The 20677-nt window shown below is 42.7% G+C and carries 18 protein-coding genes; 6 read left to right on the top strand and 12 right to left on the bottom strand.

Annotated features, from left to right (window positions below; translation table 11 throughout):
* Positions 1–159: 159 nt before the first annotated feature.
* Positions 160–1341, bottom strand: coding sequence for an MFS transporter (locus KA713_14420; GenBank protein ID UXE65657.1), 1182 nt, complete (start codon positions 1339–1341; stop codon positions 160–162).
* Between the two features lie 160 nt (positions 1342–1501).
* On the opposite strand from KA713_14420, the gene KA713_14415 reads away from it, so the two are divergent.
* Positions 1502–3802 (top strand): carbohydrate binding family 9 domain-containing protein, encoded by a 2301-nt coding sequence (locus tag KA713_14415; GenBank protein ID UXE65656.1) that lies wholly within the window; start codon positions 1502–1504, stop codon positions 3800–3802.
* Here the strand turns inward: KA713_14415 and KA713_14410 are convergent.
* The 8 genes from KA713_14410 to KA713_14375 form a co-directional block, all read right to left on the bottom strand.
* Positions 3799–4419 carry a DUF1684 domain-containing protein gene (locus KA713_14410; protein ID UXE65655.1) on the bottom strand — a complete coding sequence of 207 codons (621 nt, stop codon included), beginning with the start codon at positions 4417–4419 and terminating at the stop codon, positions 3799–3801. The genes KA713_14415 and KA713_14410 overlap by 4 nt on opposite strands.
* A gap of 232 nt (positions 4420–4651) precedes the next feature.
* Positions 4652–5692 carry an IS5 family transposase gene (locus tag KA713_14405; GenBank protein UXE65654.1) on the bottom strand — a complete coding sequence of 347 codons (1041 nt, stop codon included), beginning with the start codon at positions 5690–5692 and terminating at the stop codon, positions 4652–4654.
* Between the two features lie 17 nt (positions 5693–5709).
* Positions 5710–6198: a hypothetical protein gene (locus KA713_14400; protein UXE65653.1), complete on the bottom strand. Its 489-nt coding sequence runs from the start codon at positions 6196–6198 to the stop codon at positions 5710–5712.
* Positions 6199–6204: 6 nt separating this feature from the next.
* Positions 6205–9435 carry a PD40 domain-containing protein gene (locus tag KA713_14395; protein ID UXE65652.1) on the bottom strand — a complete coding sequence of 1077 codons (3231 nt, stop codon included), beginning with the start codon at positions 9433–9435 and terminating at the stop codon, positions 6205–6207.
* 99 nt (positions 9436–9534) lie between these two features.
* Positions 9535–10653, bottom strand: a complete 1119-nt coding sequence (locus KA713_14390) for a DUF1343 domain-containing protein (GenBank protein ID UXE65651.1) — start codon at positions 10651–10653, stop codon at positions 9535–9537.
* Positions 10654–10800 carry a hypothetical protein gene (locus tag KA713_14385; GenBank protein UXE65650.1) on the bottom strand — a complete coding sequence of 49 codons (147 nt, stop codon included), beginning with the start codon at positions 10798–10800 and terminating at the stop codon, positions 10654–10656. It lies immediately after the preceding gene.
* Positions 10797–11654, bottom strand: coding sequence for a dienelactone hydrolase family protein (locus tag KA713_14380; protein UXE65649.1), 858 nt, complete (start codon positions 11652–11654; stop codon positions 10797–10799). The genes KA713_14385 and KA713_14380 overlap by 4 nt, the downstream gene beginning before the upstream one ends.
* A 243-nt stretch (positions 11655–11897) precedes the next feature.
* The gene (locus KA713_14375; GenBank protein ID UXE65648.1) at positions 11898–14843 is read right to left on the bottom strand and encodes a hypothetical protein; all 2946 of its coding nucleotides are present in this window, start codon (positions 14841–14843) and stop codon (positions 11898–11900) included.
* 182 nt (positions 14844–15025) lie between these two features.
* Between KA713_14375 and KA713_14370 the strand changes: the two genes are divergently transcribed.
* Complete coding sequence (locus KA713_14370) at positions 15026–15607, top strand: hypothetical protein (GenBank protein ID UXE65647.1); 582 nt, start codon at positions 15026–15028, stop codon at positions 15605–15607.
* Here the strand turns inward: KA713_14370 and KA713_14365 are convergent.
* Positions 15600–15974, bottom strand: a complete 375-nt coding sequence (locus tag KA713_14365) for a hypothetical protein (protein ID UXE65646.1) — start codon at positions 15972–15974, stop codon at positions 15600–15602. The genes KA713_14370 and KA713_14365 overlap by 8 nt on opposite strands.
* Positions 15974–16315, bottom strand: coding sequence for a carboxymuconolactone decarboxylase family protein (locus KA713_14360; GenBank protein ID UXE65645.1), 342 nt, complete (start codon positions 16313–16315; stop codon positions 15974–15976). The genes KA713_14365 and KA713_14360 overlap by 1 nt, the downstream gene beginning before the upstream one ends.
* 174 nt (positions 16316–16489) lie before the next feature.
* On the opposite strand from KA713_14360, the gene KA713_14355 reads away from it, so the two are divergent.
* From KA713_14355 to KA713_14340, 4 genes are all read left to right on the top strand, one after another.
* Entirely contained in the window at positions 16490–16882 is a 393-nt protein-coding gene (locus KA713_14355) for a DUF4783 domain-containing protein (protein ID UXE65644.1), read from the top strand.
* Positions 16883–17746, top strand: coding sequence for a carboxylating nicotinate-nucleotide diphosphorylase (gene nadC / locus KA713_14350; protein UXE65643.1), 864 nt, complete (start codon positions 16883–16885; stop codon positions 17744–17746).
* 174 nt (positions 17747–17920) lie between these two features.
* Positions 17921–18403 carry a YcxB family protein gene (locus KA713_14345; GenBank protein ID UXE65642.1) on the top strand — a complete coding sequence of 161 codons (483 nt, stop codon included), beginning with the start codon at positions 17921–17923 and terminating at the stop codon, positions 18401–18403.
* Between the two features lie 119 nt (positions 18404–18522).
* On the top strand, positions 18523–19014 hold the full coding sequence (locus tag KA713_14340; protein ID UXE69141.1) for a RidA family protein: 492 nt from the start codon (positions 18523–18525) through the stop codon (positions 19012–19014).
* 22 nt (positions 19015–19036) lie between these two features.
* On the opposite strand, the gene KA713_14335 is transcribed toward KA713_14340, so the two are convergent.
* Entirely contained in the window at positions 19037–20653 is a 1617-nt protein-coding gene (locus KA713_14335) for a DNA mismatch repair protein MutS (protein ID UXE65641.1), read from the bottom strand.
* Between the last annotated feature and the right edge of the window lie 24 nt (positions 20654–20677).

Below are 20677 nucleotides of genomic sequence, written 5' to 3'. Positions count from 1 at the left end.
GTCTTTTTGCTTAGAATGGTCACGCGCTCTGGAATTGAGCGACAGTCGATTGACTACGGAGTGGTGTGATTGATGGGGGCCTTAATCGAAGTGGAGCGTATAAATAATTCTGCTCTTAATCAACTTGTTTACAAGCTCAGTGGTTTTACGGTGTACGGATTACCCAACCGTCTCACGCTTCAATTTTTTTGTAAAAACAAAGCATGTGAGCATCAACACCACCCCCACCACAAACGGCACTGCAAATTGAACACTGTATAAAAATCCACTGAGTCCCATCCCCACCGCGCGGGCCACCGACCCAAACGATTGGCTCACACCCAGCACATGACCCACTTCATTTTGATTGGCAAATTTTGAAAGCAACGATGTGATGCTAGGGGTTAAACAACCATTGGCCAATGCAATCAATGCCAACCCTATGAATTGAACAGGTACAAAAAGCGTTTTCCCTGTAAGGGGTAAAATTGCAAGCCCTACCGCCATGAATATGATTCCATAGGTCAACATCTTTGTTTCGCCAAATGCCTTCACCATTCTGCCCACCAGCAGCCCTTGCACCACCGCGGTGGCCACGCCAATAAATGCAAACACGTAACCGATTTGCTTTTCATCCAAAAGTGTGATTTCCTTCCACATCAGTGAACACGAAATCTGCATGAGCATAAAGGCCGTGATGAAAATAAAATTTATCCACAGCAATTGCCCCACCATTGGCTTCTTCAATTCGGTGATGATGCCGGTTACTACTTTAAAATTGAAGGGCACATTTATTTTCTTTTCCTTCAACGACTCGGGCAACAAAAAATAGGCCATCACTAAATTTACCACACACATGCCGCACGCTACATAGCCTACCCAATCCACCGTGCCCGAAGTGGAAATACTTTTGAGCCACCCGCCCAATGGCGGCCCCATGATAAAGCCAATGCCAAAGGCGGCTCCTAAAAACCCCAACGACTTTGTTCTTTCTGCGGGCGAAGTAACATCTGTGATGTAAGCTTGTGCAACTGAAATGTTTGCCGAGCCAACTCCTGAAAGCAATCTTGAAAAAAACAGAATCCAAAGCACGGTTACTTGCGAAAAAACAAAATAGGCAATGGACGTAATAAAAATACTGATGAGCATAATCGGCCTGCGGCCATGTCGATCGCTGAGTGTTCCCCACAGGGGAGCAAACAAAAAATTCATGATGGGAAATATCATGGCAATCAGCCCTACTTGATAATCGGCTGCACCCAATTCCTTACTGAAAATCGGTAAGATGGGTATGATGATGCCAAACCCGAGCATGTCGATAAAGATGGTAATAAAGAGTACGAAGAGAGGAGATTTTTTCATTGAGCGGTTGTCGAAAACTGGTTGACTTACAAAGGTGACTATAAATTTTAAACGCTACTACTTTTTGAGTTGCGCTCCGCTCATATAAATAATTTGTTAATACTGCCGTTTATCCCAACCATGGTCAATTCAATTCGTTCAGCAATTATCTTTGGCACCTATGGTTTTATTCTACAGAGCTAGTATTACTTTCATTTTCTTGCTCGTTAACCTCACGGCCTTTGCCCAGATCAAAAATCAACCGGGCAAAGGCTTGGCCATTCGCAAGGCGACTGGTAAAATTGTATTAGACGGCAAACTAGATGAGGCCGATTGGCAAAGCGCAGAAGTAGCCGCTGATTTTTTTCTTAACTATCCTGTGGATAATGCAGCCCCCTCCTTTCAGTCGGAAGCCAGGGTAATGTTTGATGAGCATGCATTATATGTTTCATTTGTTTGTTATGATGATCAGCGGCCCGATATCGTGCAATCGCTCAGACGCGATTTTGATTTTTCCACCAACGACCACATTGGCGTATACATAGGGCCATACAACGATGGTATCAACGGTTTCTTTTTCGGCATAACGCCCGAAGGCGTGCAACGTGAAGGAACCGTTGCGGGCGCTGGCGCTGATGACAACGGTTACAACGCTACATGGGACAATAAGTGGTATTCGCATGTAACCAACTATGCCGATAAATGGGTGGCCGAGTTGATGATACCATTCAAAAGTTTTAGGTACAAGAGCGAAGCACGAGAGTGGAACATTACCTTTCTGCGCAACGATGTCAAACGCAACCAAATTTCCAGTTGGATCGCCACGCCCATTCAGTTTATCCCGGCATCCTTTGCTTATTCCGGTAAACTTGTTTGGCAAGATCCACCACCCCGCCAATCAATTAATGTATCATTGATCCCATTTGTGGCTGGGAGTACCGCTACGGATAGAACCACCAACCCGCAAACCACAACCAACGATTTTCAATACGGTGCCGATGCAAAAGTGGCGGTGACGCCTTCGCTCAACTTAGACCTGACTGTAAATCCGGATTTTTCACAAGTGGAAGTAGACAGGCAAGTGATTAACCTCACGCGATTTGAATTTCAGTTTCCCGAAAGGCGACAGTTCTTTTTGGAAAACAGCGATTTGTTTGATCGTATGGGTTTTCCCTCGGCACGTCCATTTTTTTCGCGCAGAATTGGTTTGGCCTCTGACTCCAATCGCGTTAGCCCAACGCTGCAGCAGGTGCGCATTGAGTATGGTGCGCGCCTCAGTGGTTCCATCAACAAAAACTGGCGTGTGAGTTTGTTGAACATGCAAACAAAAGAAACTCTTTCAATCGGTTTGCCCACTCAAAATTTCATGGTAGCCGCCATCCAACGAAACTTTTGGAAGCAATCCAACATTCAATTATCGTTTGTGAACAAAGAGTCGTTGGGTATCCACTCGCTAAGCGATTCTCTCAAATACTTTACACGCGACTTATATAAAAAGCGAGAGAATGCCGATGGTTCGTTCACCAAAGTTTTAAACGTATTCAATCGGTCTGCCACGGTTGACGTTGAAATGCGAAGTGCCGACAACCGATGGTACTCAAGTTTATATTACGGTTTATCGTTTGATAATTTCAATACTAACCAAACACAAACAGGTGGAGGCTTTGCACAACACACCAAGCGCCATTTTCAGATTTTCTTTGGTCACGTGTTCAACCAAAAAAACTACAATGCAGAAGTCGGTTTTGTGCCAAGCCAACGCGTGTACCCGGGATGGTCCAATACTTTCGCCAGTTTTTATGGCACTTTTTACCCAAAGAATTCCGCCATTGCCACGATGGGGCCAACCTTAGACTTAGGTGTGAATAACGTACCTTCGGGTTTGATGACGGACAAAACTGCGGCCCTTGGGTATCGGATCAATTTCCTCAACACATCAAGTGCAAATGTCGCTTACAACTACACTTTTCAAGAACTTACCAATTCATTCAATCCCATTGACGAAAAGGTTTATACAGCTTTCAAAACAGGAGAGATCTATATGTGGCATAATTACACCTTCACGTATCGATCGGATCAGCGCAAAATATTTCGATACTCCCTGGGAACAACACTTGGTGGATTTTACAATGGCAACAACGCCAATATCAACGGTGAACTAAACTACCGTTATCAGCCTTACGGAAGTGTTTCGCTACGATTTGACTACAACGACTTGAATTTGGCCGAAGGGTATGGCAAAGAAAGACTTTTTGTGTTAAGCCCTCGTTTTGATTTAACGTTTACGCGGGCCATTTTCTTTACTACTTTTATTCAATACAACTCACTTCGCGATAACATTAATCTGAACGCTCGCTTTCAATGGCGGTACAAACCCGCTAGTGATTTCTTTATTGTGTACACCGAAAATTACCTGCCGTCAACCTTTGGCAGTAAAAATTATTCGCTGGTGTTTAAATTGACATATTGGTTGAATCTTTAATGCTTGCCGGCAAGTTTTACACCCGCCTCAATTTTTATATTTAAATCATTTTCTCTTGGAACGATGGGGCAAGAATAATTTTTACTGTATGCACAATAGGGGTTATAGGCCATATTGAAATCTAAAATCAGCTCATTCCCCACTTTGGGAATTCTTAAATCAATATACCTTCCTGCACTATACGTGGTTTCTCCATTCGTTATGTCCGTAAAAGGAAAAAAAAAATAATCAGCATACTCCTTTGTCGACATTAAATCTTTTGACTGATAAGCGGGGATTGAAAACTCCTGACCCTCTAAACTAAAAACTACATCGGCATATTTTCGGTACAAACGTGGTTGATCGTTGCTGGTTTGCATCAAGAAAAAAGCTGAAGACTCGGTTAACTTCAGCGTTGCTTTCACCCGATATTTCAAATTTATTGGAAAGAATGCGTGTCCTCTGAATTTCTTAAAGTCTTTTGGTTCAAGTGGTGATTTACTTCTATCCGAGTATTCTGTGTTTAACTCTGTTTGAAATTTTTTGATTTCAGCTAACGAGGAAATTGAATCAATCTGACCATAATTAACATGAGAGAAAAGCATCGCGATAACTAATCCAGCTAAGTTATTTTGCATTGCTTTATACTTATTTTGATAAAAACACGGGTTTACTTTTTATTGGCAAAATTAAATCCGTATTGTAATTTGGTAAAATGTTCTTAAGGGCATCTCTAAAAACCCGTTTTAAATTTTTTCACTTCCTAGTTTATCGAATTTTTTCTTTGCAATCTTAAAAAATAGTGATTAAGGGCTCTTTTGACTTTTTCTTTTCACCCTTGGCAGGATGATGATTGACCATTTGGTCAAACTATCGGCCATTCAAGTTCACTTTTATCTGCGTTAGCCTGAACAAATTGTAGGTGAGGTTCATTAAACCAATCGTTGCTTTGGCCCTCACAAAGTTTCGGCATCGGATATACATTCGGTTCATCGAGTTGGTCATGAACCCAAAAATGTGCTCCACTCTTGCCCTTGTCTTTGATTTCTTCTTGTTGCGCTTTTGCTGCGCATTGGTAAGGGGTTTATTGCGGTATCCTTTTTCATGGATCATGGAGGTCATATTTTTTCCGTTCAACTCTTTTTCAATTTTCTCACTCCGATAAGCACTATCAGCATATACTTTTTGTCCGCGATCCCTTTTGTCAATCAATGGTCCAATCATTTCACTATCGTGAACATTGGCAGGGGTTACCTTATAACCCGTAATGAGTTTGGTGCGCGCATCGGCTTTCACATGGTCTTTATACCCATAGTAACTTTTTCCATTGTGCGTAACCCATTTGGCATCAATATCTTTCTGGCGTAGCTTGTTTTCTTTATCTTTCCAATCTGGGGGAATAATCCCCTCATTGAGTTGTTGGTTCTCATCGCGGCTGTTTCGTTGAATAGGGACTTCCACAATGGAGGCATCTATCATTCGGCCTTTGTTAAGAATTACACCCCGTTGGCTCAAGGTTTTATCCAGCAAGGAAAACAATTTCTCCACCATCTTGCCTTTGGCAAGTTCATTTTTAAAGTTCCAGATTGTTTTGGCATCGGGCACCGTATCAGATATGGTCAACCCTAAAAAACGCATGAACGATAAACGATCTAAAATCGCATATTCCGTGCCGTCATCGCTTAAATTATAATAGCGCTGCAAAATCAATATTTTGAACATCATCAGATAATCAAAGGAAGGGCGACCGCCTTGGCTTCTGTCTTTTCCCGATTCAAAATGTGCCTCCAAGGGTTTGCGGAAAATCCCAAAGTCAATGTGGGCTTGCAATTTTAACAATGGATCGTTTTGCTTACCGATTTTATCCAACCGAAACTGCTCATCAAATAATCCTCTCGATTTATTTTTCATCTATTTTCTCCTTTTTCTCAAGAAACAAAATTTATAGATAATTTCGTAGGGTTTTTAGAGATACCCTTAATTGTTTCCATGGTTAAATTTACAGTATCTAGAAAATACCAATTGTTACCATTATCTGTAGAAATCGCCAAAAGGTTAGTTTCACTCTTCATCCTTCCATTCGGCACTTTCATAAAAACCGTTTGAGGAATCAAGGCATGAATTTCATCTCCAGCCTTTACTGCTTTTCCCGGTTCACCAATATCGACTTTTTCAAAGGAGATTCCTTGATCATTCATTTCAACCTTCCCCTTTTTAATGATAGAAATCATCTTTTCTTTTCCACCGATAAGCTTAATGACTTTTGGATACGTGAATTTTATTAATGTCTCGTAGTCGTCATTTAACAAAGCCTTGGCGGTTTCTTCAGCCTGATTCTTCATTCTAACATTATCTACTTGACCAATAGAGGAGACGCAACAAAAGAATAACAATGACAATGTTGATTGAACCCTCATACTTTTTCAATTTTTTCTAGCCGGCCTCTTATACTTCACCGGTGCAAGCGGTTCAGCCTTCATCTCTACAGCTTGCGTTTTTAACAACTTCAACGCTTCATCCACAGCTTTTTCCAATTGCGGGTCGCGGCCCTTCATCACATCGGCTGGCGTTTGCTGCACTTCAATATCTGGCGAGATGCCAACGCCTTCTACCGCCCATTGTCCATTCACATCATAGAAACCACCACGAGGTGCTACCATCCGTCCACCATCTACAAAAAGAGGTGTGTCCCACGTGCCTACCAAGCCACCCCATGTTTTGGTTCCTACCAAGGGCCCGATTTTCATTTTGTTGAAAAGGTAAGGCAACAAATCACCACCCGAACCAGCGCGTTCGTTGATCAACATTACTTTTGGGCCGTAGATAGCTGCATGAGGCACACGTAAAGGCAAATGACCCTCGGTGCGCGAGTTGAAATATCCGTGTAAATCACGCGCCATAATGTCGACCATGTAATCCGCGGCCGAACCTCCTCCGTTATTGCGTTCGTCAATGATGGCTCCCTTCTTGTCTTGCTGTGCAAAATAGTAACGATTGAAAGAAGTATAGCCCGGATTACCTGTGTTCGGTACATACACATACGCCAATTGACCTTTCGACAATTCATTCACTTTTCTCCGATTGCTTTCCACCCAATCGATATTGCGCAGTTGATTTTCATTTTCCACCGGCACAATGGTAACTGTTCGTGCACCCTCTGCCGAAGGTTTGCTGCTTACTTTTATTTTAATTTGTCGGTTGGCCGTAGCTTCAAAGTACTTGTAGAGATTGACAGAAGTTGAAATCGATTGCCCATTTACTTCTAATAAATAATCACCGGCACTAATATTCACACCCGGCTCGCGCAATGGCGCTTTGATATCTGGATTCCAGCTTTCGCCTAAATAGATTTTCTTAAATCGATACATTCCATTTTGGATTTCAAAGTCAGCACCGAGCAAGCCTACCGGCACATTGTCGATGTTAGGGAAATCTCCACCACTTGTATAAGAGTGACCTACTGCTACTTCACCACCCAAAATATCGACCACATAATTCAAATCGGTGCGGTGGCGCACATGGTCAATCCAAGGGCTATACCATTTGTACACATCGTTCCAAGGCGCACCGTGCACATTGCTCACATACAAAAAGTCGCGTTGGTAGCGCCAGCCTTCTCGGAAGATTTGTTTCCACTCTTCCATTGGGTTGATTTTTAGTTTCATGCTGCTTAATGTTTCCAACTTTCCATCGCCAATCTTTTTGTTGGAATCACTTGTGCCTAAAATTCCCCATGTAGCGTTGCTGCGATAGAGAAGCGATTTTCTATCATGTGAAACAGCTACATCATTTACCGGTGTGAGATACACTTCTGTTTTGCGGTCTTTAAAGTTATAGCGGTGCAATGTTTGTCCTTGCTGGTTTGCTACGATTTCGGAGTAAAATAAATACCCATCGCTCGCTGGATAGAGGGCTGCATAATTCCGTTGCGGAATATCCACCGCTAAAATGCGATTGGCTATTCCGTCCAAATCGATTTTCACTACGGGCGTACCTTCCTTTTTGTCTTCTTTTGGTTTTTCTTTTTCGTCATCGCTGCGAGGTGCAAGGGGCGATACATCCTCCTTGTTCAACACAATTAAATACAAGGCTCGCGTCAGCGGGCGGTCGTACGAACTCATGTCCAGCCAACCTGAGTTCAACGCATAATTCGTGCTGGCCAAGAAATACAAATACTTTCCGCTGGAATCCCATACGGGCGAAATGGCATCGGCCATGCCATCGGTAAGTTGCACGCTCTGTGCAGTCTCTATGTTGTATGCTTTGATGACCTTGTAATGATTGTCTAACAAGCGCGCATACGCAATCCACTTGCTATCGGGCGACCAAACAGGATTTAATGTGCGATTGGGATGAGCGTAGCGGTCGCTGTCAATTTTTTTGGTGATGCCAGAATTCACATCAGTAAACCACAACACATAATCGGTATCGGTGAAGGCAATGTACTTGCTATCGGGCGACCACGCTGGTTTGAAAAAGAAAGTGGGCTTCTCAATGGAAATAACTTTTGGCTTTTCCAATCCTTCTTGGTCACCAATCATCAATTGATACTCGCCACTTACATCACTAAACCACGCAATCTTTTTTCCATCGGGCGACCACACAGGCGAGCGATCCGCTGCAGAGGAGTTGCGTGTGATGTTGCGCCAATCTCCTTTTTCTTTTGGCACGGTAAACACTTCACCGCGATATTCAAACAATGCCCTCTGTCCGGTAGGTGAAAGGGAAGCGTTAGCAAGTGAAATAGGTTTTACTTCTTCCCAACGTTCGCGAGCCCAGTGGAAATCACCCCGCACATTGATCGTCAATCGTTTCGTGTTTCCGTTGGCGGGATTGAGAATATTTAAATAGCCACCTTGTTCGTAAACAATCACACCGCCTCCTCCATCCAAACTCTTGGCATCAAAATCAGAATGAAAAGTTTGTTGTTTGAGTTCATTGGTAGCTGGATTGTACGACCACACATTATTGGCATAGTCGCGCTCCGAAAGAAAGTAAACGACATTGTTTAACCAAACGGGGTCTGTGTGCCGCTCGTTATCCGTTTGTGGCGTCATCTTTAAAGAATAGTTTTTCAAGTCCACAATCCAAATGGGTTTCGCCTGGCCTCCACGGTAGTTTCGCCACTCGGCATCCCAAAAACCAATTTGCTGATAGGCGATGTATTTTCCGTCTTCCGAAATTTCTCCCGCCACCGCACGAGGAATTTCCAACGCTTCTTCCATACCGCCCTTGTAGTTGATTTTATAAATTTTTGATTCTTGTGTAGGCACGGCTTCGCGCGAAGACGCAAACAAAACCGACTCGCCATCGGGTGTCCAGCCTGTTACGTTATCTGCACCAGGGTGCCACGTTAATCGCTGGGGTTGGCCGCCTTCCGAGGGAATCAGATACACATCTGTATTGCCATCGTATTGGCCGGTAAAGGCGATCCATTTGCCATCTGGGGAAAAATGAGGGAGGCTTTCTTGCCCTTCGTTGCTCGTAAGCCGTTTGGCATCACCACCATCTTTGCCAACAATCCACAAATCGTTAGCATAGACAAACGCTACCTGCGTATTGCTGATGGTTGGCTGGCGAAGGAGCATCGTACCTTGCGAAAATCCGAAGCCGGCAAGCAGGACAAGCACAAAAAGCGAAAAGGACTTTTTCATAAAGGGTAATTTAGAATAGTGAAGATAAATAGCAGGTTTAAAGGACGTCTTACCGCCCACGGAAAAATTCCAGATTTAAAACAAACATAAACCCGACAATCAGGTTTTTACGGCCGAAACCCAACGGCTAACTGTACGGTCGGTTAGCTGCGCGAAAAGGTTTGTTGAGTCATTTTGTATTCTGAAGAATGAGTTTGGAACGCCTAACAAGAGATCTAGATGGTGCGCGCCTGTTGGGTTGGCATGTGTTGGATAAGACTGTTGCGATATATGCTCACTGTATTTTTCTAACAAGTATTGGGCTACTTTCAAGGCGCATGCGACTGGCCTGAAGGCCGCGCGATCAGTAACCATAAAATACAAGCCATTGCAAACTTGTTGCGGAAAATTGCCCCACATTGGTTTAAATGAATAAGGGTACGCTTTGACACCTGGGATTTTCTGTTCCTGAAAAAATCTCCAAAAGCTTTCGGCATGAATCCAAGGCGCTCCGATCACCTTGAATGGAAACGATGTTCCTCTCCCGTGGCTTACGTTAATTCCTTCAAATAAACCGGTAAAGGGATACAACGTCACGGCTTGCAAATCGTTAAGAGATGGTGAAGGTGGTATAAATTCAGCTTGAGAAAAGGTGTCGGTTGAAAATATCTCCATTTCAAGTTCTATTCCTTCACTTCTCACATAATGCTGCGCAAGTTGGCCGTAGGAAAAACCATGGGTTAGGGGCATTGACTTACGACCTAAAAATGACCGACAGTGATTTACATCCAACATCGGACCTTCAACCGTACTTTCAATTCCTCGCAAGTTTGGTCGGTCCAACAAAAATACCGCACGGTGCGCTTTGCTGCAGGCCTCAAGCATATAGGTGATCGTCCACCAATAAGTGTAAAATCTACAGCCGACATTAGGAAGATCAATCAACACCGCCTCAATATCTGCTAAGTCTTCTACTGGTGGAAACAGTTGGTTTTCGTACAGGCTAATAACCGGTTTTCGGGTAAGCCCATCAAGGTGGCTGATTTGCTTTGCCCCATCCTCGCCTTGTGAATTGATCCCGTGTTCGGGCGAAAAAATTTTTTGAATGTTGACGCCTCGGTGGACTAGCTCGAGGGCAAGTGGCTGGTAACTGGAGGTAAAGGTGCTGTGATTGGTTAATAAGCCAAATCGGATTTCTTTAAAATGGTCTGATTGAATGAATCGATCGCAGCCCAGCATCTACTCCAACGCATTAGTCGTTACCCAATAACGATACGCCACCATTACTTTTTCCGGCTTTGAAAGTTTGGTCAAATCTTTTTTGCCAAAACTTGGCATCAATGCCTTGTTGATTTTTGCTAAAAGTTTGAAAAGCGATTTTTTCATTTCAATTCCTTTTTGAGAAGTTCAATTGCGCGACTCCACGCCAACTTAGCTGCTGCTTCGTTGTAGCGAGTGGGGGCAGTATCGTTGTGAAAAGCATGCTGAGCCCCTTCATAGATAAAAAGCTCATACCGTGTACCCACTTTTTTCAATGCTTCTTCATAGGCAGGAATGCCAGCATTGACACGCTCATCTTGCTCGCCATAGTGTAACTGAACAAACGCCTTTATCTTAGGCACATCTACTGTCTCAGGTTGCCTACCGTAAAAAGGAATGGCTACTTTCAAATCAGGAACATGCACGGCCATTTGGTTAGCCAATGCTCCGCCCCAACAAAAACCCATGCACCCAAATTTTCCGTTGCAATCTTTACGGGTCTTTAAATAATCAAAGGCTTTTGTGAAATTCTTGATGTTCTTGGTAGCATCAAGCTTACCAAACATTTCTCTTGCTTTGTCTCCGTCCATTGGGGTGCCACCTTGCGTTGATAAAGCATCGGGTGCGATGGCTAAAAACCCCTCCAATGCCATTCTTCTGGTCACGTCTTCGATGTGCGGATTCAGTCCGCGATTTTCATGAATGACCATTACTTCGCCATATTTTTGTTCCTTCTTTGGCCGGGCAACATAGGCCTTCATCTCTCCCTCTTCGCCAGCGTACGCAATTCGTTCTGTTATCAATCGCTCATCTTCTTGCAACACCGTGGCTGCATGTGCATAGTTTACCTCTAACAAGGGCAGAACTGTCAAGGCTGCAGCCGTGCTTCCGGTAAGCATGGCAAGTCTCTTTAAAAACTCTTCGCGTGAAAGTGGTTTGTGTGTGTACTCGTCAAATAGGTTGATGATGCGCTGATCCATATCATTCTTGTTTTTTTAAACTTCGGTTGTAGCTAGCTCCGGCAGCTGCTCGCCTAAATTTACGGAAGTAATTCTCTATTGGAAACACGAGCAAGGTAATAAACACTTGAATAAAAATTTGGATGACGGGCGAATTGGAGCATTCATGAGTTTTAATCTAACACAAACCGTTTTGTAGGCGTGGAAAAAAGCAACGATGTTTACCAACAAGATTGCTACCTTTTTAAAATAATAGCGCATGCTTTAATTTTTCTTCTTCTTGAAAAAACCATTCAACTTATTTTGAAGAGCATCCTTTAGCGGATTTGCTTTAGTACTGTCTTTCTTGGTCGAATCTGATTTTGTTCCTCCCCCCAAAATGTTATTTATCACATCTTTGGCTGGAGAGTCCTTTACAAGGTTTTGAACGGCCTCTGTTGTTTTTTCTTGGACTACATTTTTCACCGCTTCCTTTGCCTGTTCCTTTTGTTCCTTCATGTTCAGTGTGAACTTAGGCGAGGTCATGGTGCCACCGAGGGTAATGGGTACAGGCACCTCTGAATTTGGATTGGCATTTGGGTTTAAGAAGCTATTCAATTGCGCTCCCAATTTGCCGGCTGGTACCATCATTTTTAAATCATAACTGATTGATTTATCCAATCCGGTACTTCCGCTTACGGTGGTTGCATAATTGCCAAACTTTACATTGAAAGGTTTCACGCTCAACCGTCCATCGGTAATGGACGCAGACATTAGTACATCTTTGAATGTCACATTATCGGCATTGTCTAATTTTGCAAGCGAGGTAATTCCCGAAACCAAGTTTGATTTTGTTAACGCGGCTTCGGCAATCTTAATCAATCCAGCCCCACTCACGGTATTCATCTTTGGCATCATATCTTGGCCCAGCTCACCGCTAATTTTAAAATCAGTTCCGAATTTACCCGTTGCTAAACCGGCAATGGGCGCATACGTTTTGATAATGGAGAAAGAGGCAGCAGCTTGTTGGATGGCCAAATTATCAATCTTCACCGCCATGTCATATTTCGGTTGATTGATATCTTTTGTACTATAGGATCCATTCACCGCGAAAGCACCGCCCAGCATATTGAACTTTACTCCGCTCAAATTGGCAACTCCATCTTTTACGATTACATCGCCCAAAGCATTGGTAATGGTGTAGTCCATCATCTTCACCGTTTTAATATCCGAGTGAAGAACAAAGTCGATGTTTTGCGGAATAGGAATTACACCAAACTTGGCCGTATCATTTTTAACAGGCTCACTGCTGCTGGTCATAAATTCATTTAAATCCAGAAGATTTGAATTAAAATTCACATTTCCTTTAATGGTTTCTTTGCCAAACACAAAACCAATGTAATTGCTCACCGAACCATCGGCACTGAAATCGCTACGGCCAATGGTACCGGTGGTGTTTTTCAATTCTATTTTTTGCGGATTGAACACCGCTTGCGATTCGGCAATCGTAACAGCATAAGGTATTGTTTTAGAACTGAACTTAAAATCTTTCAGCGAAGCCGAGCCGCTAGTAGGAAGTTTATCGTAGCGCTTGGCATTTACATCTGAGAATTTTCCTTTGGTCTCAATATTGGCTTTTACTTTTCCCGCCAAGGTTATTCCTTCCACCGGAAATATCTTCGTCATCTTTTCAATGTCGATGCCACCGTTGGCTTTCAGGTCCCACGTGTAGTCTTCTAAATTTTGAAGTAACAGGTCGGCCGTAAATTTTTCACCCTCCATCAACATCGAAAAATCTTTTACAGAAATAAAAGTTTCCGCCATCTTGCCCGTGGCATTTTTTATTGTTGAAGAAAAATGTAAATCCTGCAAAGGCAGCGGAAATTGAGATGCTTTAACGTAGCCATTTTCCAATGCCATGGAAATGTCCAATGCAGGAATGATTTTTCTGATGCTATCGTACACGCCTTTGGCTTTAGCATCGGCTGAGAAAGTTCCCTTCATCTCCATTCCATTCATGGGGAACATTTTGCTCAATTCGGTTAAATTAAGCCTTGCGTTCAGGTTGGCATCCATACGATAGTCCTTCAGGTTCTCAACCAATAGCCGAGCATCAAAAGGATTGCTCCCAAAATCCAAATGCAATTTTTTCAAATCGACAACGGTATTTTCAATTACGGCTGTTTTATTATCGACCAACAAATCCATGTTAATGTTAGTAACAGCCGTTGGCAGGCTAGGGTATTTGAACATGGCATCTTTTACTTGCAAGGCTAAGTTGAAAGCGGGCATTTGCTTTTCATTGTAGGTTCCTTTTACAAACCCACTAAAGGCCAAATCGCCTTTTGTTTCAATATTTTTAAACTCTTTGGAGTACATACCCGGAACAAGCGATAACAAACTCTTAAACGAGTTATCAGGGCTCTTGAAATTCATATCCAGGTTGATGTCTTTATCGGCCATTTTTACCCAGCCTTCGGCACTCATGGCAAAGTCGTTTAACTTAGCAACGTTATCTTTAAATGTATACTTGGTGTAGGCCTCACTAATGCCAATAGTCGCATTTACTTCGGCTCTCTTGTTGGTAATGTATTGGCTACCTCCGTATGAAAGCGTTAATGAATCGACTACGGTTTTGGTGGTAAGATCAAATGCCTGATCATTAAAGTTGCCGCTACCAGTATGGTTTAATCCTTTTAGCGAGGTATAAAATGGCATGGTGGCATCGTCATACACCAACTCTCCATTTACAATTTCCCAATGATCAATACCAAACGAAAATTTGGCGGGTGCTTCCTCGGCTTTGACGGTATCGGTGGAAGGGATTGCGATATCATAATTGGCGCGGCCATCCTTTAGAACTTTTACGTTGATGCGCGGATGAACAAGTGCAATCCCTTTTACGCGTAACTGATCGCCAAAAATTACGTCAGCCAAATTTATTTCTACGTCAAACTGATCTACCACAAAAAGGTGCTCACCTGCAAAGGGCTCACGATTGAAGACACCTAACTCTTTTACCTCCACGGTTAAATTCGGAAAGTTTCGAAAGAGCGTTAGGCTAAAATTATTGATATCAAACAACACGTCTGCATTTAGGCTTTTGGCCAACTGCTCGTCAATGGCTTTTTTGATGTCGTCTTTGAACAAGACGGGCAAAATGAATGCTGCCGAAATCAATACAACCAGAAAAATTGCAACACCGATAAGGATTCTCTTCAACCATTTCATTTGTTAATAATTTTATTTGATTGGTAAAGTTACAGAAATGAAAACTATTTGCGCTACCCAAAATGAAGGCTAGGTTATTTTTTCGGTAGGCCGTTTGTCCGAGGACTGTGTAGGTAAAATGGGTTCTAATGATTTAATTTGAGTGTTTCATTACTACTCTACTCTATCCAAAGCAACCATTCATGAAAAAGTCAATTTACCTGCTTTTCTTTATACTATCGATTCATCCACTCTATTCGCAAACCAATGCACAACTCGAAAGCATAGCCACTCAAACGTGCGAATGTGTTAATGCAAAAAATCTTGATCTAAAAAATCGCAAAGAAGTGGAGATGCAATTAGGCATTTGTCTTTTAGAGGCTGCGGGTAAAAACAACATCAATTTTGAATCAGGCACGGAAGAGATTGAGCCCCTAGCCGAAAAAGTAGGATTAAAAATGGCTACCAAATGCCCTGCCATATTCGTTTCATTTGCCAATACAGAAGACATTACCCAAGAGCAACCAACCAGTTTTGAAGTTTCGGGTAAAATAAAAGCCGTGGAACTAAATGAATTTGGCACAATTGTTTTGAAAGAAGAATCTGGCAAGGAACATCGATTGTTGTGGATAAGTTATTTCAATGGCTCCGATGATTTTGTTAGTGATCCTAAAACCTTAATCAACAGAAACGTCACTTTTTCTTACGAGATGGCGGACATCTACTTTCCTAAAACTAAAGGCTACATTACTTCTAAATTGATTATTGGGATGAAGGTCAATTAGCGTTAGCGACAAATCTCCACTCAAACTCTTTCTCAAAATATTCGATCACGTGCATCTTCAATAGTTTTTCTTGCTCGAGTAAATCGAAGTGGGGAAGTTTTTTGATGAGTTTCCAGTGCGGCCAGCCTTGTGCATCCAACCCTTCCAATTCATAATAGCCAGCTAGGCTTAACACTTTGCAGATGGCAATATGCATGAGGTCTTGCTTCTCTTCTTTGCTGAAATGCTTGACGCCCTGCCCGAGCTCTTGTATGCCAATCAAGTACAAGACTTCGTTGAGGTCTTTGGGCTTTTTGCCAATCATGGCTTCCATAGACGCGAGCAATCCTGCCCAAATTCGTTCTTGTTCTAGGTCGCGCTTGAACATTAGGCTTTTGTTAATTCATCCCAATACTCAAATGCTCTGCGCAGGTGTGGCACTACAATGGTGCCACCTACCAGCGTGGCCACGCCCATTGCCTCGTGTATTTCTGCCGTGGTGAAACCCACTTCTTTGCACTTGCCCAAGTGGTATTTTACGCAATCATCGCAGCGAAGCACAAGTGAACAGGTAAGGCCGATGAGTTCTTTGGATTTTACATCCAGTGCGCCTGCTTGGTAGGCGTTGGTATCAAGATTAAAGATGCGTTTGATGATGAGGTTGTCTGCATCCAAAATGCGTTCGTTCATTTGGCTGCGGTATGCGTTGAATTGGTCTACTAAGCCCATAGGATGGTTTAAATTTAGATTGCAAAAGTAAGTTAATAACAAAGGGCTGCCAACCTTTCAAAGGTTGGCAGCCCTGATTATGCTGGCACTTGACCTAAAAATGGGGAGCAAATTGCATCGATTTTTATTTTTTGGAACGGGTTTATGGCATAATTTTGGCCTAGTATTGCCGTTATGAAAAATGTGAAATGGGTTTTGGTGATTGTTTTAGGGGTTTCGGCCACGGGTGTATTTGCCCAAGCCGAACTTTTTGCCTCTATGAAGGAAGCCATCAAATCGAACAATGCGAAAGAGTTGGTCAGGAATTTCAATCAGTCGGTGGACATCAACATTGAAGGCGACATCAATAACTACAGCAAGGCCCAAGCTGAATTTGTGCTCCGCGATTTTTTTAAGAAGCACCCTGCGGGCGATTTCAATGTGCTGCACACGGGGTCATCGCCAAACGGGTTGAAGTATGCTATTGGCAAATACCAAAGCGGAAGCGATAGCTACAATGTGTTGATACGGGTAAAAGAAACCGACAAGCAATATTTTGTGCACGAGATTTCGTTTATTAAGGAGTAGATGCGCCCTGCCTACTTAACAGAAGAAGCAATCCAATCATTTATTATCTCCGCTTTGGCCGAAGATGTTGGCGAAGGTGACCATTCTTCGTTGGCTGCAATTCCGGAAAAAGTAATTGGCAAAGGAAAGTTGCTGGTAAAGGATGAAGGAATTATTGCCGGGCTGGAGATGGCTGCAAAAATTTTCCATCAGGTTAATCCTACACTTCAAGTTACCTTCTTCAAAAAAGATGGCGATGCCATCGCAACGGGAGAAATTGCTTTTGAAGTAGTGGGGCCAGCACAATCGATATTAACCGCAGAACGCTTGGTGCTGAATTGCATGCAACGTATGAGTGGTATTGCCACCTACACCCACCGACTTTGTAAACTGATTGAAGGCACATCGGCAAAGTTACTGGACACGCGCAAAACCACCCCTAACTTTCGGTTGATGGAAAAGTGGGCGGTAGCCATTGGCGGTGGGCATAATCACCGCTATGCGCTATATGATATGATTATGTTGAAGGATAACCATGTGGACATGGCAGGCGGAATAAAAAATGCCATTGACCGAACTCAATTGTACGTACATGAAAAAAAGAAAAAGCTGAAAATAGAGATTGAAACACGCTCGCTTCGTGAAGTGGAAGAGGTGTTGCAAGTGGGCGGAGTGGATGTTATCATGCTCGACAACATGAGTGGTGAGGACATGAAAAAAGCAGTTGAGTGGATTGGGGGGCGCTATCAAACCGAGGCGAGTGGCGGCATTACCGAGGCCACCTTGCGCGCTGTAGCCGAGTGCGGAGTAGATTTTATTTCAGTAGGGGCACTGACACACTCGGTAAAGAGTTTGGATTTGAGCTTGAAGACGAAGCCGATTTAGGTTGAAGTTGCCGCTGATTCTCAGATTTATGGGACAGCAAGGCAAATTTTTTCCGGCTTCTATTCGCCTATATCTGTGAATCAGTGGCCAAAATCTGAAGAATGTTTAAGGTGAAAAATAAATTGCGTGCAATTGAAAAACCGCGTTACTTTTGCCGTTTGATAGCTAATCTTTATGATTGTAAAAACCCGTAATTACCGTTTAGAAAAGAAAGATTACATCCGAATGGCCATGCGAAGCATTTTGCGCAAGCAATGGTGGGTAAGTTTGATTGTGGTAGCCATTTGCCTCTTCTATTTTTTAGTGCCGAGCATTTGGTGGTTTATTGGTGCATTGGTTGGTGCCGGTTTGTATTTGCTCTTTTGGTGGATACAATTTTACGGTGTTACCCAATTGGAACAAGGCAAGATGTTGTTCGAGCGATTCTCGTACGAAATCACCAGCCAACAAATCGTGATGAAAATCAACCCGCGTGAGGGCATGCCACTAAAGTGGGACCAGATAAAAAGTGCACAAGTGGGCAAGGACCATTACTTGCTATTTGTGAACAAAGCACAATTGATTCATTTGCCGTTCAAAATTTTCAATACCGATAACGAGCGCAAGTTTGTGGGGAGCATTTTGAAGAACAAGGGTTTGGTGAAGGAAATCAGTTGAGAAAAAAGTAGGCAGTTAGCAGTAAGCAGTCGGTAGTGTAAACGGCAGTTGATACCGTCTTTTAAATTCTGACTTTTAAAATTTTATTTATGAAAAAGCTGTGCTCTCTTTTAATTGCGATGTCTTTCGTGAGTTTCTGCTTCGCTCAAAAAATCGACTTTGACAAAAAGCTGAAAGAACTGAACATTGAATTGTTTACGCCCGGCAAGCCGATTGCCAACTATGTGAAAGCGGTGCGCACGGGCAACCTGCTTTTTGTGGCAGGACATGGCCCCACCAAAGCAGATGGCAGCAACACGATTGGTAAAGTGGGAAAAGATTTAACCACCGAACAAGGCTACGAAGCAGCTCGACAAACGGCCATTTCATTGCTCTCAACTTTAAAAGCGGAGTTGGGTGATTTGAACAAAGTAAAACGCATTGTAAAAGTATTGGGGATGGTGAACTGTACTGAAACGTTTACTGACCAGCCCAAAGTAATCAACGGCTTCTCTGACACTATGGTAGCGGTGTTTGGTGAAAAAGGTAAACATGCTCGCTCGGCTGTGGGCATGTATGCATTGCCCTTGGGCATGGCGGTGGAGGTGGAGATAATTGTGGAGGTGGAGTAAATCCGAAAACTTGCCGATCGATTCAACTTTTAATTTCCTCGCTTAACTCCCTTGCCTCTTTAATAATTTCCATTGGATAATTAGAGATCTCCAGCAACTTAATGGCATTCCTTGTTTTCAATGGCCCGATTTTCAAACGATGGTCAAAGTGCAAATGGTTGCTTTCTACCGTTTCCGTAAAGTGGTACAAATCATACTCTCGAGCGAGCATTTCGGCCAATTCGATATCATGGGTTGCAACGACCACGATGTTGTTATTTTTGTTTAGATACGATAGAATGGCCTTGGCAGAAGCAATTCGCTCAACGGTGTTCGTGCCTTTAAACACTTCATCTAACACAAACAAATTTTGATGATCCTTTTCAGAGGCTTCAATCAAAGAAGCTACGCTCCTTACTTCCTGAAAGTAAAAACTCTTCCCCTCAAATAAATTGTCATCTATTCGGATAGAGGAGAATTGCTTTAGCGGAGGAGATTCAAATCTATCGGCAAAGCAAGTAAAAATAGTTTGAGCCAAAATCGAGTTGATGGTAACGGTTCGCAAATAAGTAGATTTGCCAGACATATTAGAGCCAGTAATCAACATACTTTTTCCAGCAATTACCCAATCGTTTTTTACGCAGTTTTCAATGAGTGGGTGATAAATACCTTTTACTGAAATCTCCTTTTTGGCAGAAATAAAATCGGGCACGCAAGTTTTTAGGGTACCCGAACGCAACGAGAGAACTGAAATAGCTGAATCAATTTCACCAACATAACTAAAAAGCGTACCAATGGCCGATTGCTTCGTTTTCAGTTCTCTTAAAATTCCAAAGAGAGCAAAAACCTCCACTAGAAAAAATATTTTTGCGAGTTCAATGAAGTAAAGGCCAATCAAAGACAACTCCGCCTCCAGGCCTGTGGCGTTTTTCAACGAAAGTAAAACAGACTTTCGTTGAAATGATTTCAATTCTTCCATGGAGGCAATCACCTGTTTGTTTACAAACACACTCCCTTTTTTTTCTGTTGCTGCGCAGACGGATATTAGAATGTTCAACTGTGGAAATGAGCGCACAAACTGAAACGTATTTCCTTTGTTCCAATAATGGATAAACATGTTGATGGTAAGTGGTGCCAGCATTACTATGATGCAAAATGGGAATTGAAAAGACAAAAGAAAAAGACCAATCAAAACGGCCACGTTCAGATACAACAGCCAAAACCATTTCGGTCTTTTGATATTGTTGTCTGTTAGCAACGAAGAAATGTAATTGGCATCACGGCTTTCCAATTTTGAGAACTCCAATTGAATACTTTCCCGCAACATGTTATCAGAAGCAAAAATTTCGATAAGAGTGTCAAGCGGATTTTTAGGTTCATTGCCCGGTTGAATAAGTTTCTTAAACAAAAATTGCTGCCCAACCCTGCTCGTTGTTCTATCCACAAAGGCAAACACTTTATAAAAATCAATGTCATGAATGGTCTGCTCTGTAATTTGATGGAAGCTGTCGGCTTTTGCCACATCGGAATATTTTCGAATCGCGTCAAAATCAAAATTTTCGGCTTTGGGTTTACCCCACTGCAAACGAAGGCGCTCGATTTTTTTTGTTAACCTTCTTTTATTAGAAAGGTGAACAACAATGGTAATTGCAATTACCATAATTGCCGCCCATATCAGATAGTT

Origin of the sequence: Chryseotalea sp. WA131a, from assembly GCA_025370075.1 — a bacterium.
Lineage (GTDB): Bacteria > Bacteroidota > Bacteroidia > Cytophagales > Cyclobacteriaceae > ELB16-189.
The sequence above is the reverse complement of the archived record's forward strand: the minus strand, read 5'-3'. Positions and strand labels throughout refer to the sequence as shown.

Bases quoted from the DNA above. Each gene is read 5' to 3' on its own strand.
- KA713_14420 (UXE65657.1), bottom strand. From the start codon at position 1,341: ATGAAAAAATCTCCTCTCTTCGTACTCTTTATTACCATCTTTATCGAC.
- KA713_14415 (UXE65656.1), top strand. From the start codon at position 1,502: ATGGTTTTATTCTACAGAGCTAGTATTACTTTCATTTTCTTGCTCGTT.
- KA713_14410 (UXE65655.1), bottom strand. From the start codon at position 4,419: ATGCAAAATAACTTAGCTGGATTAGTTATCGCGATGCTTTTCTCTCAT.
- KA713_14405 (UXE65654.1), bottom strand. From the start codon at position 5,692: ATGAAAAATAAATCGAGAGGATTATTTGATGAGCAGTTTCGGTTGGAT.
- KA713_14400 (UXE65653.1), bottom strand. From the start codon at position 6,198: ATGAGGGTTCAATCAACATTGTCATTGTTATTCTTTTGTTGCGTCTCC.
- KA713_14395 (UXE65652.1), bottom strand. From the start codon at position 9,435: ATGAAAAAGTCCTTTTCGCTTTTTGTGCTTGTCCTGCTTGCCGGCTTC.
- KA713_14390 (UXE65651.1), bottom strand. From the start codon at position 10,653: ATGCTGGGCTGCGATCGATTCATTCAATCAGACCATTTTAAAGAAATC.
- KA713_14385 (UXE65650.1), bottom strand. From the start codon at position 10,800: ATGAAAAAATCGCTTTTCAAACTTTTAGCAAAAATCAACAAGGCATTG.
- KA713_14380 (UXE65649.1), bottom strand. From the start codon at position 11,654: ATGGATCAGCGCATCATCAACCTATTTGACGAGTACACACACAAACCA.
- KA713_14375 (UXE65648.1), bottom strand. From the start codon at position 14,843: ATGAAATGGTTGAAGAGAATCCTTATCGGTGTTGCAATTTTTCTGGTT.
- KA713_14370 (UXE65647.1), top strand. From the start codon at position 15,026: ATGAAAAAGTCAATTTACCTGCTTTTCTTTATACTATCGATTCATCCA.
- KA713_14365 (UXE65646.1), bottom strand. From the start codon at position 15,974: ATGTTCAAGCGCGACCTAGAACAAGAACGAATTTGGGCAGGATTGCTC.
- KA713_14360 (UXE65645.1), bottom strand. From the start codon at position 16,315: ATGGGCTTAGTAGACCAATTCAACGCATACCGCAGCCAAATGAACGAA.
- KA713_14355 (UXE65644.1), top strand. From the start codon at position 16,490: ATGAAAAATGTGAAATGGGTTTTGGTGATTGTTTTAGGGGTTTCGGCC.
- nadC (UXE65643.1), top strand. From the start codon at position 16,883: ATGCGCCCTGCCTACTTAACAGAAGAAGCAATCCAATCATTTATTATC.
- KA713_14345 (UXE65642.1), top strand. From the start codon at position 17,921: ATGATTGTAAAAACCCGTAATTACCGTTTAGAAAAGAAAGATTACATC.
- KA713_14340 (UXE69141.1), top strand. From the start codon at position 18,523: ATGTCTTTCGTGAGTTTCTGCTTCGCTCAAAAAATCGACTTTGACAAA.
- KA713_14335 (UXE65641.1), bottom strand. From the start codon at position 20,653: ATGGTAATTGCAATTACCATTGTTGTTCACCTTTCTAATAAAAGAAGG.